A 12,616-nucleotide genomic window follows, 5' to 3' on the forward strand; every position below is an offset into this window, starting at 1 on the left:
TGACGCAGGGCGATTCGGCCTCATCCAGCGACCCAAATCGGGCGCGAATCCTACGAAGCTACTGGCGCGTAACATTCGGGCAGATACGGGGTACTCATACCTAAATGTGAGTCGCTTACCTAGATGTTATTCGTCAGCGAGGAGGTCGTCGGATGGCGCAGCAAACACAGGTCACCGCGGAGCAAGCACGGGCACTCGCCGAGGAATCTCGGGAAACTGGTTGGGATAAGCCATCTTTCACCAAAGAGCTGTTTCTGGGCCGCTTTGCGTTGGAGCTGATACATCCTTTTCCCAGGCCGTCTGAGGCTGAGGACGCCCGCACCGGAGCGTTTCTGCGGGAACTGCGGGAATTTCTCGGCACGCTGGACGGCGCCGTCGTCGAGCGCGACTCCCAGATTCCCGACGAATATGTGAAGGGCCTGGCCGAGCTGGGCTGCTTCGGCATGAAGATCCCCTCCGAGTATGGCGGCTTGGACATGTCGCAGGTTGCCTACAACCGCGCGCTGATGATGGTGTCGTCCGTCCATCCCAGCCTCGGCGCGCTGCTGTCGGCACATCAGTCGATCGGGGTGCCCGAACCGCTCAAGCTGGCCGGGACCCCTGAGCAGAAGCGGAAATTTCTGCCGCGCTGCGCGGCCGGCGCCATATCGGCGTTTCTGCTGACCGAGCCCGACGTGGGCTCCGACCCTGCGCGCCTGGCGTCGACGGCGACACCGGTCGACGACGGCCAGGCCTACGAACTAGAGGGCGTGAAGTTGTGGACCACTAACGGCGTCGTTGCCGACCTGCTGGTGATCATGGCTCGGGTACCCCGGAGTGAGGGACACCGCGGCGGCATCAGCGCGTTTGTCGTCGAGGCCGATTCGCCCGGGATCACCGTCGAGCGCCGCAACAAGTTCATGGGACTGCGCGGTATCGAAAACGGGGTCACCAGACTCCACGGTGTTCGGGTCCCCAGGGAGAACCTGATCGGTCGGGAGGGCGATGGTCTGAAGATCGCGCTGACGACACTCAACGCCGGTCGGCTGTCGATACCCGCGACCGCGACCGGAGGCGCCAAGTGGTCGCTGAAGATTGCGCGCGAATGGTCGAAGGAGCGGGTGCAGTGGGGCAAGCCGCTGGGCAAGCATGAAGCGGTCGCCAGCAAGATTTCTTTCATCGCCGCCACCACCTACGCGCTCGACGCAGTGCTCGAACTGTCCGGCCAAATGGCCGACGAGGGCCGCAACGACATCCGGATTGAAGCTGCGTTGGCCAAGTTGTGGTCCAGCGAGATGGGCTGTCTGATTGCCGACGAGCTGATGCAGATCCGCGGCGGGCGAGGCTACGAGACCGCCGAGTCCCTTGCGGCGCGCGGGGAACGTGCGGTGCCGGTGGAGCAGGCGGTGCGGGATCTGCGGATCAACCGCATCTTCGAAGGCTCGAGCGAGATCATGCGGCTGCTCATCGCCCGGGAGGCGGTCGACGCACACCTGACCGCCGCCGGCGACCTCGCCAAACCCGACGCCGCTTTGCGCCAGAAGGCCTCGGCCGCGGTGGGTGCCAGCGGGTTCTACGCAAAGTGGTTGCCGCAGCTGGTTTTCGGTGGAGGTCAACGACCCAGGGCCTTCAGCGAGTTCGGGTCGCTGGCGTCACACTTGAGATTCATCGAGCGTTCCTCACGCAAGCTGGCCCGCAACACGTTCTACGGCATGGCGCGCTGGCAGGCCAAGCTAGAGGAAAAGCAGGGATTCTTGGGGCGCATCGTGGATATCGGTGCCGAGCTGTTCGCCATGTCGGCGACGTGCGTGCGGGCCGAGGCCACGCGAGCACTGGATCCGGCCGCCGGGCGGCAGGCGTACGAGCTGGCAGAGACGTTTTGCGAGCAAGCGACGCTGCGGGTTGAGGCTTTGTTCCATGGGTTGTGGGCCAACACCGACAGCAGCGATGTTCGGCTGACCGACGCGGTGCTGGAGGATCGCTACGCGTGGCTGGAGGAGGGCGTCATCGACCAATCGGCGGGCACCGGGCCGTGGATCGCGAACTGGGAACCGGGTCCGTCAACCGAGACCAATGTGGCTCGACAGTTCCTGACTGTGTCACCGTCCGACGCGAAACTCTGAACCGGGGGCGTCCGTCGCGGCGCGGCGTGCGGCAGGATTACTGTCATGCCCTCTTATGTTGCCGGAACGGGTGAATTCACCCGCGACACCAACTACATCACCACCCGTATCACCGCCGACGGACGCGACGGCTATCCGGTGGAGCCCGATCGGTACCGGCTTGTTGTTGCCCGCGCGTGTCCGTGGGCAAACCGCACCATCATCGTCCGCCGCCTGCTGGGCTTGGAAAGCGTTCTCTCCATTGGATTTTGCGGCCCGACCCATGACCAGCGCAGTTGGACATTCGACCTCGACCCAGGCGGCGTCGACCCGGTGCTCAAAATCCCGCGGCTGCAAGACGCCTATTTCAAACGCTTTCCCGACTATCCCAAAGGCATCACCGTCCCGGCGATCGTCGACGTGCCTACCGGAGCGGTGGTGACCAACGACTTCGCCCAGATCACCCTGGACTTCTCCACGGAATGGACCGCCTACCACCGCGAGGGCGCGCCGCAGCTGTACCCCGCGGAGTTGCGGGCCGAGATCGACGAGGTCAGCAAGAGGATCTACACCGAGATCAACAACGGCGTGTATCGGTGCGGCTTTGCCGGTTCGCAGGATTCCTACGAAGCGGCCTACGACCGACTGTTCACCGCGCTCGACTGGGTGAGCGAGCGGTTGGCCGGCCAGCGATATCTGGTGGGCGACACCATTACCGAGGCCGACGTGCGCCTGTTCACCACCCTGGCCCGCTTCGACCCCGTCTACCACGGCCATTTCAAGTGCAATCGGAGCAAGCTGTCCGAGATGCCGGTGCTGTGGGCCTACGCCCGAGACCTGTTCCAGACGCCGGGTTTTGGCGATACCACCGACTTCGTGCAGATCAAGCAGCACTACTACATCGTGCACTCCGACATCAACCCTACCGGCATCGTCCCGAAGGGCCCCGACCTGTCCGAGTGGCTCACTCCACACGGACGGGAAGCGTTGGGGGGCCGGCCTTTCGGAGACGGCACACCTCCAGGGCCGACGGCCGAGGGTGAGCGAGTTCCGGCCGGTCACGGAGCGTAGACGGGTACGCGGCTGGGGGTGGGCGCGTCGCATCAGTCACAATTGCCACTTGAGTTCTGGCCTAAAGTGGCTGCTGCGCAAGCATTGTCGCGGTGAAGCCGCGGCGGCGCGCTGTGGCCAAGTTTGCGCCGCCTGCAGTGGTCGATTATTACCGAGGGTGTTTCGTCGGTGTTGGCTGTGAAGCCTGGGCTTTGGGTGTGAAGCCAGGGCTTTGGGTGTTAAGCCTGGGCGGAAAAATCGCCGAATCCCCACCGCCGGTTCACATTCAACGCCGCTAGTTCACGCTCAACGCCGCCAGTTCACGCTCAACGCCGCTAGTTCACACTCAACGCCGCCAGTTCACACTCAACGCCGCTAGTTCACTCTCAATGACGGCATCCGGCGCTAACGCTCTCGAGCCTGCGGTCTCGGCGTCGAGTCTGCGTCCAGGGCGCAAAAGTTCGCTTGAGCTACGCCGTGATCGCAGGATGAGCACCGCCGCAGCCTCGCGTGGTGTCGCTGGTGTGACGGATGTGGTCGAACCGAACTCAATACACCAGCCGCACAGACCATTCCGCGTGCGGGGCATCGCGAAGTTCACCGGACTGGTCCACCACCAGCGTCAGCAACTGCACGACGATACCGGTCAGTTGCCCACGCTGCGGGTCGAGCGTGGGAATGGTCACCGCCAGTCGGCTACCGGACCGGAAGTCGCGCTTGGCTCTGTTGTTGGGATCTTCATATTCCTGAAGCAGTCGCCAGGGCGCGCGGGAAATGGCATCCGGCACGGAAAGCTGTACGGGATAGTGTGAGCTGACCCGCAATTCGCCCTGCGTCTCCGGGGTCTCGCAGTCGTTGAGGTTAAGGACATTGCAGTACATGTAGGGCCCCACGCGGGTCAGGTGACCGTGCGAGTACACGCTGATCTCAGGTCGCTGCGGACCGGATCGCCGGGCCCACATCCATGCACCCACCCCGGCGCCGGTGGCAAGCAGTAGCACTACCACCGCGAGCAGCACTGTCACAGGGCGCTTCATATCCGCGCCCCAGAGTGTGTGGCTCCGGGCCGCGTGACCTCCTGCTCGACCATCACCGGCCGATTGCCGCCGAGACCGGGGATTAATGAGTTGCCGCGGAAGCTCACGAGGGTCTGCGCCAGACCGAGGATCAGCACGGCGCTCATCGCAGTGAACCCAACCCACAACTCGGTGTACACCAAAACGCCCATGGCGCCGCCGAGTACCCAGGCCAGCTGCAGCGTCGACTCGGAACGCCCGAATCCCGACGCCCTCGACTCCTCGGGCAGGTCATGTTGCAACGAGGCATCCAGCGAGGCCTTTCCGATTGCGCTGGCCGCCGAGGTGACCAGCGTCGCGACGGCGGCCACCACCAAATTGCCGGCCACGGCGGCCGCCAACGCCAATACCGTGACCGCCACCGTGCAGCGCACCACGAGGACGGCCGGCCTGCCGAGTCGCAGGCGCGCGCTGGTGAAGTTGCCGGCGAAATTGCCGATGCCTGCCGCCGCGCCGATGAGGCCCAGCATGCCCACCTGAACCCAGCCGCTGGCCTGATGCGCCTTGGCGACGAACGCCGGATACAGGAACAGGAACCCGACCATCACCTTGATGGTGCAGTTCCCCCACAGCGAGGTAATAATGTTGCGGCCCAGCGGTTGTCGCAATGATCCACTGATGTTCTTCGCTTCCGGCGGGCGGGTCGGCGGCGGGCCGCTGTGGTGGTGATAGCTCAACGTGGCCGGGACCTCGCCTGCGGTCACCTCGACCCAGCGTGGAATCCGCATCGACAGAAACGCGCCGGCGAGCGTGACCACGACGATGACGAACAACGCGCCCGGCAGCTTCAGCAAGTGAGTGCAGACGAACTCCACGCCGACCGCGACGGTACCGCCCGCGATGGTCCCGCCAAGCAGACCGAACACCGTCAGCCGCGAGTTGACCCGGACCAGGTCAATGGTCGGCGGCATCACCCTGGGCGTTACCGCACTGCGCAGCACGCTGAACGATTTCGAGAACACCATCATGGCCAGCGCACACGGATACAGCACCCACGATGGGTAGCTCGCGTTGACGCCGTCGTAGTTCATGATCAGCACCACCGCCAACAGCGTGCGAAGCGCGAACGACGCCGCTAGCGCGACCCGCCGGCCATGCTGGAGCTTGTCCAGGGCCGGCCCGATCAGCGGTGCGATGACCGCGAACGGTGCGATGGTGATCAGCAGATACAGCGCAACCTTGGACTTGCTCTCCCCGCTGGCCGCGGCGAAAAACAGCGTATTGGCCAGTGCCACAGCCATTGCCGCGTCGGTCGCGAAATTGGCCACCACCGGCCAGGTCAGTGCGGTCAGCCCGGACTTGTCGGCGCCGTCGGCGGTGGCGGCCCGCTGGACCATCCAGTACATCCGGGAACCCATTTCGCGGCTGCGCATTGCCGCGGCGCGGGTGACGGTGATCCGTTCACCGGAAGCGGGGCCGCGTGGCGGCGGCGGTACGCTGCGTTCGGCCTGGGGTTCCTGCTGGTCGAGTGGCGGGAGATAGCGGTTGGCGCTGGGCATCGGGGGTGGGCGGCGCATCCGTCGGTAGTCGGCCTCGTTGGCCGAGGGGTCGGCCGGGTAGTTGGCCATTCCCGGGTGCTGGTTGACGGGTCCTGTGCGGGGCTGGCGGCCCGGGTATGGGGCCGCACGTCCCGGATGATCACGCCGCCGTCCAGACACCGTTCAATTCTGTCTTATGCCGACTGCCCGCGTCTGCAAGGAGGCGGTGTGGCTCGTCAAGCTGGTTTTCGGCAGTATTGAGGTCGCAGTTGATCGAGCGGGGACAGAAAGGTAGCAGTGTGAGCGGACCCATCGAGGAAGCCGCCGTGCGGACCACCGGCGAGTGGCCCGAGGGATTGGCGGCGGTGCTCACGGGTGCGGTCGACCAGGCCAGGCAGGCCGTCGCGGAGTTCGGCGGCGCCGAGACGGTGGGTGACTACCTGGGCGTGGGGTACGAAGACCCGGCCGCCGCGACGCACCGGTTCCTGGCGCATCTGCCCGGCTATCACGGGTGGCAGTGGGCGGTCGTCGTCGCGGCGTATCCCGGTGCCGAGCGCGCCACCATCAGCGAGGTGGTGCTGGTCCCCGGGCCGACGGCACTGCTGGCGCCGCACTGGGTACCGTGGGAGCAGCGGGTCAGGCCGGGAGATTTGAGCCCTGGCGATCTGCTCGCTCCGGCGGCGGACGACCCGAGGCTGGTTCCCGGCTACGCCGCAAGCGGTGACCCGCAGGTGGACGAGACCGCCGTCGAGACCGGACTGGGCCGGCGCTGGGTCCTGAGTGCCTGGGGCCGCGCCGACGCCGCCGAACGATGGCACGACGGCGACTACGGTCCCGCGTCGGCGATGGCGCGGTCCACCAAGCGCGTGTGCCGCGACTGTGGCTTCTTCCTGCCGTTGGCCGGAGCACTGGGCGCAATGTTCGGGGTGTGCGGCAACGAGCTCTCCGCCGATGGGCACGTAGTGGACAAGCAGTACGGTTGCGGCGCCCATTCCGACACCCCTGCTCCGGCGGGCAGCGGCTCGCCGATGTATGAGCCGTACGACGACGGCGTCCTCGACATGATGGCGGCGGCGCGGCCGGCGCAGCCGCCAGAGACATCCGAGCCGTCGGAGACAGAGTCGTCGGGTTAGCCTCGCTCGGCGGCGGCTTTGATGTTTGCCAGCGACGTGTTCATGCCGTCCAGCAGTTCGCGTTCGAAGTTCGTCGTTCCGCCCAGGAAAGCCTGGACCGACATGTTCGAAATCGCGCTGACCCCGTTTTCGGCGTGCCGGCTCTCCGTCACTCGGGTGCCCTCGCCATTCGGCTCAAGCTCGTAACTCCAGACCGTGCGATTGGCGTCGACCCGGAACGCCAGCTTCTTCTCCGGGATGACCTCGATCACAGTGCAGGTAGTGGGCCAGAACAATCGATTGCGGCGGTTGAGGTTTAGCGTTCGGGTGCCCTGGCGAACCGGACCAAAAGGCCTCATCCAGCGGCACTGCGGGCTCCAATCCGGCATGCGCCGGAAATCTGATATCAATGCCCAGACTTTCGATGCGGGTGCGTCGATGTCGACTTGCGCTTGTAGCAGCGGTGCTACCACTGTTCCTCCCGGAATGCGTTGTTCGTGAGTTGCTTTGGGCAATCTAGTTCGGGCGGAGATAGTTTTCGAGTCCGGATTGCGCGCCGCGTGCGCCACGTCGGGCAGCGGCGAGTTGCCATAAGAAGATGCTCGTACCGATCACGCCGGTCATGAGTCCGGCCAACGCCAGCGGACGCCAACTAGCCAGCGTTGGTACCAGGAACGCCACGGCCGTGGCGACCAGCCAGCCGAGCACTCCGACAGCGATGACCGGCCACACCTGGAGCAGTGCGGGCGGCAGTGGCGGTGGCTCGATTTCCCGGTCGGGTTCGACAGACATCGCGATAAATCTAGCCCGACGATGCTGGCGGACGCTTCGTGGCCTGTTTCGCTGGCGGAACGGCATCGCACGGTGAAATGCGTCGACGTCCGTGGTTCCCGTTTCTCGTGTTCTTAGTGAGGTTCCGTTGTAACCTCGCGCTGTGTCTGACAGCGATGCCCGCCTGGCCAGTGACTTGTCGCTGGCGGTGATGCGGCTGGCCCGACAACTGCGGTTCCGGAATCCGCAGTCGCCGGTGTCGCTGTCCCAACTGTCGGTGCTGGCCACGTTGGCCAACGAGGGCGCGATGACGCCCGGGGCGCTGGCGATTCGCGAACGAGTCCGGCCGCCGTCGATGACCCGGGTGGTCGCGTCTCTGGCCGACATGGGTTTCGTGGACCGCACCCCACATCCGGTCGACGGCCGCCAGGTGCTGGTCTCGGTGTCGGAGACCGGTGCCGAGTTGGTCAAGGCCGCGCGCCGCGCCCGTCAGGAGTGGCTGGCCGAGCGGCTCGCGACGCTCGACAACGACAAACGTGACATCCTGCGTGGCGCCGCCGATTTGATGCTGGCTCTGGTGGATGACAGGGCCGACGGACGTCCGTGACCGATGTTCCGGACGTGGAGATTGTCGACATCGACGATCCCGACGATCCACGGCTCGACGATTTCCGCGACCTGAACAGCGTCGACCGTCGTCCCGATCTGCCCACCGGTAAAGGGCTGGTGATCGCGGAGGGCGTGCTGGTCGTGCAGCGGATGCTGGCATCGCGGTTCATCCCGTTTGCCTTGCTCGGTACCGACCGCAGGCTGGCCGAACTCAGCGACGACCTGGCCGGTGCCGAGGCGCCCTACTACCGGGTGTCCGCCGATGTCATGGCGCGGGTGGTCGGCTTTCACCTCAACCGTGGTGTGCTGGCCGCCGCGAGACGGGTGCCCGAACTGAGGATCGGCGAGGTGGTCGACGGCGCCCGTACCGTCGTCGTGCTCGAAGGCGTCAACGACCACGAGAACCTGGGCTCGATTTTTCGCAATGCGGCGGGCCTGTGCGTCGACGCAGTGGTGTTCGGCAGCGGCTGTGCCGATCCGCTGTACCGCCGCGCGGTCCGGGTATCCATGGGTCACGCGTTGCTGGTGCCGTATGCACGAGCGACCGACTGGCCGGTCGATCTCGTGAAGCTGAAGCAAAGCGGCTTCCAGTTGCTGGCGATGACTCCGCACGGCGATGCGCGCCCGCTGGCCGAGGTGATGGCGGCGGTGCGGGACGAGCGCGTTGCGGTCCTGGTGGGAGCCGAAGGCCCGGGACTGACGCCGGCCGCGCTGCGACGCAGCGATGTGCGGGTTCGCGTCCCGATGTCGCGGGGCACCGACTCGCTCAACGTCGCGACGGCCGCCGCGCTGGCGTTCTACGAGCGGGTCCGGTCGCCGACCATGCGGGCCGCGGCGCGGCCCGGGGAGAAGGCGGACAATTCAGGTTAGGCTCGGCCCGTGACAGGCCAATCCACGCCTTGGGCAACGGGTTTGACGGTGGCTGGATTTGTCGCCGCGGTCACCGGAACCGCGGTCGTGGTGCTGAGCCTCGGGCTGATCCGGGTGCATCCGCTGCTGGCGGTGGGGCTCAACATTGTGGCGGTCGGCGGGCTGGCGCCGACGGTGTGGGGCTGGCGACGCACCCCGGTGCTGCGATGGTTTGTGCTCGGTGCGGGAGTAGGCGTCGCTGGGGCGTGGCTGGCGCTGCTTGCGCTGGCAGCCAGCGGCTAGCGCTGTCCGCCTGAGCGCACCCCGAGCAGCACGTCCTCCCAGGCCGGAACGGGCGGCTTGCCGCGTCGGCTACTGACCGGTTGTTCCGGCTGCGGGGTGACCGGCTTGCCCGGCTTGGCCGGCTCGTCGAACGCGATGCGGGCCACGGGCGCCAGCGGCCGCAGCGGAGGCTTGAACTCCGGGTCGATCAGCTCACTGGCCGCGTCGTCGATCGCGGTGACCGTTCCGCCGTGAGCCCCGGGAGTGAAGCGGAAATGGGCGCGATTGTCCGACCGACCCGCTTTCCAAGCCAGCTGCACCGTCCAGCGGCTGTCTTCGTTGCGCCAGGCGTCCCAGCTGAGGCGGTCGGATTGCAGGCCACGCGTCACCAGGGCGGCGGTGATGGTCTCCAGCAGGGTCAGTACCGAGGGCCCGTCGACGAGCAGCGGGTGAGCGGCCGTCGCGAGCTCCGCGGCGCGGAAGCGTTCCAGCAATACCGGGTTGGCGAACCGCTGAATTCGGGCGATATCGGAGCCCGATGCCGCGGCTACCTGCTCGACGGACGCGCCGGCGCGGATACGAGCCTGAATATCCTTCGGGCTCAGCATGTTGGTGACTTCGATTTCGAGCTGCGGTTGTTCCGGCTGCGGCCGCTCGCCGTCGAGGGCCGCCCGCAGTCGGTCATCGGCCGGGAGCTTGAACTTTTCGGCGGGGTTATCGCCCTCGCAGATCATGCTTTTTCCGTCGGCGTCGAGTCCGACGACTCTGAGTTCCCGCATGGCATCTCCTCGCAGGTTTCGTGCGGGTCGGCACGGACCTGTTAGGTGCGCACTCTAATGCGACAAACGCCGTTCACCGTCGTGACACGCGGGGGCCTGCCGAGCAGACGCAAAAGCCCACGATTTCGTGCCGAAACGGGGCTTTTGCGTCTGCTCGCCCTTAAAGCCGCTCGACCACCCAGTCGACGCATTCGGTCAGCGCGCTGACATCGTCAGGCTCGACAGCGGGGAACATCGCCACCCGCAACTGGTTGCGGCCGAGCTTGCGGTACGGCTCGGTATCGACGATGCCGTTAGCCCGCAAGATCTTCGCGACGGCCGCGGCGTCGACGTCGTCTGCGAAGTCGATCGTGCCTACCACCTGCGACCGCAGCGCCGGGTCGGTGACAAAGGGCGTGGTGTACGGCCGCTCGTGCGCCCACGTGTACAACCGCTGCGACGAGTCCGCCGTGCGCTTGACCGCCCATTGCAGACCTCCGTTGCCCAGCATCCAGTCGAGCTGCTCGGCCAGCAGCGCCAGGGTGCCGATCGCCGGCGTGTTGTAGGTCTGGTTTTTCAGGCTGTTCTCAACGGCGATCGGCAGCGACAAAAAGTCGGGAACCCAGCGACCCGACGCGGCGATGGACTCGACCCGGGCCAGCGCGGCGGGACTCATGATGGCCAGCCACAGACCGCCGTCGCTGGCGAAATTCTTCTGCGGCGCGAAGTAGTAGGCATCGGTATCGGTGATGTCGACCGGTAGGCCGCCGGCGCCGGAGGTGGCATCGATGGCGATCAATGCCTCACCCGAATCGGCCGGGCGGCGCACCGGCACCGCGACGCCGGTCGATGTCTCGTTGTGCGCCCAGGCGATCACGTCGACGGACGGGTCGCTCTGCGGCTCCGGGGCGCTGCCCGGGTCCGCCTTGACGATGACCGGGTCGCCGACGAACGGGTTCTTGGTGACTGCGGAGGCGAATTTGGAGCTGAACTCGCCGTAGGACAGATGCAGCGAGCGCTTGTCGATCAGCCCGAAGGCCGCCGCATCCCAGAACGCCGTTGCGCCGCCGTTACCCAGAATGACCTCGTAACCATCCGGTATAGAAAAAAGCTCAGCCAGCCCGGACCGCACTCGGCCCACCAGATTCTTCACCGGAGCCTGCCGGTGCGACGTGCCGAACAGCGCGGCAGCGGTGGTGGTCAGCGCCTGCAATTGTTCGGGCCGGACCTTGGATGGGCCCGACCCGAAGCGGCCGTCGCGCGGTTTGATGTCAGCGGGAATCTGCAGGGGCTCAGCCATGGCACCAGGGTAGTGAGCGGTGCAGAGGCGACCGGGCGGTGGGCCGATTGCCGCAGAGACCTTGTGACCTAGCCCACATCAAGCGACTGACCACTGGTCAGGCCACACTGCTTTAGACAAGTCTGGTGAATTCGCGGTACCGCCGGTACCGTCTTGGGTACACGTCCATACATAAACCTCATTGAGGAGGGCTGAATGGCCAGGACGCGAATGGTGCAGCGTTGGCGCCGCAACATGGAGGTGCGCGACGACGCTGAGTACGTGGAAATGCTCGCCACACTGTCCGAGGGGTCTGTGCGGCGAAACTTCAACCCGTACACCGATATCGATTGGGAATCACCGGAGTTCGAAGTCACCGACAACGATCAGCGGTGGGTCCTGCCGTCGACTGACCCGTTGGGCCGTCACCCCTGGTACCAGGCACAGCCGCTGGAACGCCAGATTCAAATAGGCATGTGGCGACAGGCCAACGTCGCCAAGGTGGGGTTGCACTTCGAATCCATCTTGATCCGCGGGCTGATGAACTACACGTTCTGGGTGCCCAACGGTTCGCCGGAATATCGGTACTGCCTGCACGAATCGGTCGAAGAGTGCAACCACACCATGATGTTCCAGGAGATGGTCAACCGCATCGGCGCGGATGTCCCTGGAATGCCCAAGCGGCTGCGCTGGATTTCGCCGCTGGTCCCGCTGGTCGCCGGACCGTTGCCGGTGGCGTTCTTCATCGGCGTGCTCGCCGGCGAGGAGCCCATCGACCACACCCAGAAGCAGGTGCTTCGGGAAGGCAAGTCGCTGCACCCGATCATGGAACGGGTGATGGCCATACACGTGGCCGAGGAAGCGCGACACATCTCGTTTGCCCATGAGTTCCTGCGCAGGCGACTGCCGGAGTTGACTCGCAGGCAGCGATTCTGGGTTTCGCTGTACTTTCCGCTGACGATGCGGACGTTGTGCAATGCGATTTTGATTCCGCCCAAGGCGTTCTGGCAGGAGTTCGACATTCCGCGTTCGGTCAAGAAGGAACTGTTCTTCCGGTCGCCGGAGTCGCGAAAGTGGTTGCGCGACATGTTCTCCGATGTCCGGATGCTGGCCTACGACACCGGGCTGATGGAAACCCGCTCTGCCCGGCTGATGTGGCGGATCTGCAAGATCAACGGCAAGCCGTCGCGCTACCGCAGCGAGCCGCAGCGCCAGCACCTGGCCGCTGCGCCGGCCGCGTAACGCTCCGAGCTTTTCGAAGGTTTAACTGC

13 protein-coding genes are annotated in these 12,616 nt (G+C 65.7%); 7 read left to right on the plus strand and 6 right to left on the minus strand.

Going from position 1 to position 12,616, the window contains the following annotated elements:
- The first annotated feature begins 152 nt into the window (after positions 1 to 152).
- Together AC5Y21_RS17155 and AC5Y21_RS17160 are read left to right on the plus strand one after the other, a co-directional pair.
- Positions 153 to 2,102 carry an acyl-CoA dehydrogenase family protein gene (locus tag AC5Y21_RS17155; RefSeq protein ID WP_499913961.1) on the plus strand — a complete coding sequence of 650 codons (1,950 nt, stop codon included), beginning with the start codon at positions 153 to 155 and terminating at the stop codon, positions 2,100 to 2,102.
- Between the two features lie 45 nt (positions 2,103 to 2,147).
- Positions 2,148 to 3,152, plus strand: a complete 1,005-nt coding sequence (locus tag AC5Y21_RS17160) for a glutathione S-transferase family protein (RefSeq protein ID WP_499913963.1) — start codon at positions 2,148 to 2,150, stop codon at positions 3,150 to 3,152.
- A gap of 527 nt (positions 3,153 to 3,679) precedes the next feature.
- Here AC5Y21_RS17160 and AC5Y21_RS17165 read toward each other — a convergent pair.
- Both AC5Y21_RS17165 and AC5Y21_RS17170 read right to left on the minus strand, forming a co-directional pair.
- The gene (locus AC5Y21_RS17165; RefSeq protein WP_499913965.1) at positions 3,680 to 4,168 is read right to left on the minus strand and encodes a DUF2771 domain-containing protein; all 489 of its coding nucleotides are present in this window, start codon (positions 4,166 to 4,168) and stop codon (positions 3,680 to 3,682) included.
- Positions 4,165 to 5,775 (minus strand): MFS transporter, encoded by a 1,611-nt coding sequence (locus AC5Y21_RS17170; protein ID WP_499914109.1) that lies wholly within the window; start codon positions 5,773 to 5,775, stop codon positions 4,165 to 4,167. Before AC5Y21_RS17170 ends, AC5Y21_RS17165 begins: the two co-directional genes overlap by 4 nt.
- A 209-nt stretch (positions 5,776 to 5,984) precedes the next feature.
- Between AC5Y21_RS17170 and AC5Y21_RS17175 the strand changes: the two genes are divergently transcribed.
- Complete coding sequence (locus AC5Y21_RS17175) at positions 5,985 to 6,818, plus strand: DUF3027 domain-containing protein (protein ID WP_499913967.1); 834 nt, start codon at positions 5,985 to 5,987, stop codon at positions 6,816 to 6,818.
- On the opposite strand, the gene AC5Y21_RS17180 is transcribed toward AC5Y21_RS17175, so the two are convergent.
- Together AC5Y21_RS17180 and AC5Y21_RS17185 are read right to left on the minus strand one after the other, a co-directional pair.
- Positions 6,815 to 7,270: an SRPBCC family protein gene (locus tag AC5Y21_RS17180; RefSeq protein ID WP_499913968.1), complete on the minus strand. Its 456-nt coding sequence runs from the start codon at positions 7,268 to 7,270 to the stop codon at positions 6,815 to 6,817. The genes AC5Y21_RS17175 and AC5Y21_RS17180 overlap by 4 nt on opposite strands.
- A 43-nt stretch (positions 7,271 to 7,313) precedes the next feature.
- A complete protein-coding gene (locus AC5Y21_RS17185; RefSeq protein WP_499913970.1) occupies positions 7,314 to 7,589 on the minus strand; it encodes a DUF2530 domain-containing protein in 276 nt (91 codons plus the stop codon).
- 142 nt (positions 7,590 to 7,731) lie between these two features.
- Between AC5Y21_RS17185 and AC5Y21_RS17190 the strand changes: the two genes are divergently transcribed.
- The 3 genes from AC5Y21_RS17190 to AC5Y21_RS17200 are packed head-to-tail and all read left to right on the plus strand — an operon-like array spanning position 7,732 to position 9,329.
- On the plus strand, positions 7,732 to 8,175 hold the full coding sequence (locus AC5Y21_RS17190) for an Rv0880 family HTH-type transcriptional regulator (protein WP_499913972.1): 444 nt from the start codon (positions 7,732 to 7,734) through the stop codon (positions 8,173 to 8,175).
- Complete coding sequence (locus tag AC5Y21_RS17195) at positions 8,172 to 9,047, plus strand: TrmH family RNA methyltransferase (protein WP_499913973.1); 876 nt, start codon at positions 8,172 to 8,174, stop codon at positions 9,045 to 9,047. The genes AC5Y21_RS17190 and AC5Y21_RS17195 overlap by 4 nt, the downstream gene beginning before the upstream one ends.
- 9 nt (positions 9,048 to 9,056) lie before the next feature.
- Positions 9,057 to 9,329, plus strand: coding sequence for a DUF2537 domain-containing protein (locus AC5Y21_RS17200; protein ID WP_499913975.1), 273 nt, complete (start codon positions 9,057 to 9,059; stop codon positions 9,327 to 9,329).
- Here the strand turns inward: AC5Y21_RS17200 and sepH are convergent.
- Both sepH and serC read right to left on the minus strand, forming a co-directional pair.
- A complete protein-coding gene (gene sepH / locus AC5Y21_RS17205) occupies positions 9,326 to 10,087 on the minus strand; it encodes a septation protein SepH (protein WP_499913977.1) in 762 nt (253 codons plus the stop codon). The genes AC5Y21_RS17200 and sepH overlap by 4 nt on opposite strands.
- A gap of 160 nt (positions 10,088 to 10,247) precedes the next feature.
- Positions 10,248 to 11,366: a phosphoserine transaminase gene (gene serC, locus AC5Y21_RS17210; RefSeq protein WP_499913979.1), complete on the minus strand. Its 1,119-nt coding sequence runs from the start codon at positions 11,364 to 11,366 to the stop codon at positions 10,248 to 10,250.
- Between the two features lie 195 nt (positions 11,367 to 11,561).
- Here serC and AC5Y21_RS17215 point away from each other — a divergent pair, with 195 nt between their 5' ends.
- Positions 11,562 to 12,587 carry an AurF N-oxygenase family protein gene (locus AC5Y21_RS17215; RefSeq protein ID WP_499913981.1) on the plus strand — a complete coding sequence of 342 codons (1,026 nt, stop codon included), beginning with the start codon at positions 11,562 to 11,564 and terminating at the stop codon, positions 12,585 to 12,587.
- The last annotated feature ends 29 nt before the right edge of the window (positions 12,588 to 12,616 follow it).

The organism is Mycobacterium sp. NGS41, assembly GCF_059812725.1.

What these genes read in the sequence shown, in the direction of transcription:
- AC5Y21_RS17165 (WP_499913965.1), bottom strand. Translation starts at nt 4,168, where the DNA reads ATGAAGCGCCCTGTGACAGTGCTGCTCGCGGTGGTAGTGCTACTGCTT.
- serC (WP_499913979.1), bottom strand. Translation starts at nt 11,366, where the DNA reads ATGGCTGAGCCCCTGCAGATTCCCGCTGACATCAAACCGCGCGACGGC.
- sepH (WP_499913977.1), bottom strand. Translation starts at nt 10,087, where the DNA reads ATGCGGGAACTCAGAGTCGTCGGACTCGACGCCGACGGAAAAAGCATG.
- AC5Y21_RS17185 (WP_499913970.1), bottom strand. Translation starts at nt 7,589, where the DNA reads ATGTCTGTCGAACCCGACCGGGAAATCGAGCCACCGCCACTGCCGCCC.
- AC5Y21_RS17160 (WP_499913963.1), top strand. Translation starts at nt 2,148, where the DNA reads ATGCCCTCTTATGTTGCCGGAACGGGTGAATTCACCCGCGACACCAAC.
- AC5Y21_RS17170 (WP_499914109.1), bottom strand. Translation starts at nt 5,775, where the DNA reads ATGGCCAACTACCCGGCCGACCCCTCGGCCAACGAGGCCGACTACCGA.
- AC5Y21_RS17155 (WP_499913961.1), top strand. Translation starts at nt 153, where the DNA reads ATGGCGCAGCAAACACAGGTCACCGCGGAGCAAGCACGGGCACTCGCC.
- AC5Y21_RS17215 (WP_499913981.1), top strand. Translation starts at nt 11,562, where the DNA reads ATGGCCAGGACGCGAATGGTGCAGCGTTGGCGCCGCAACATGGAGGTG.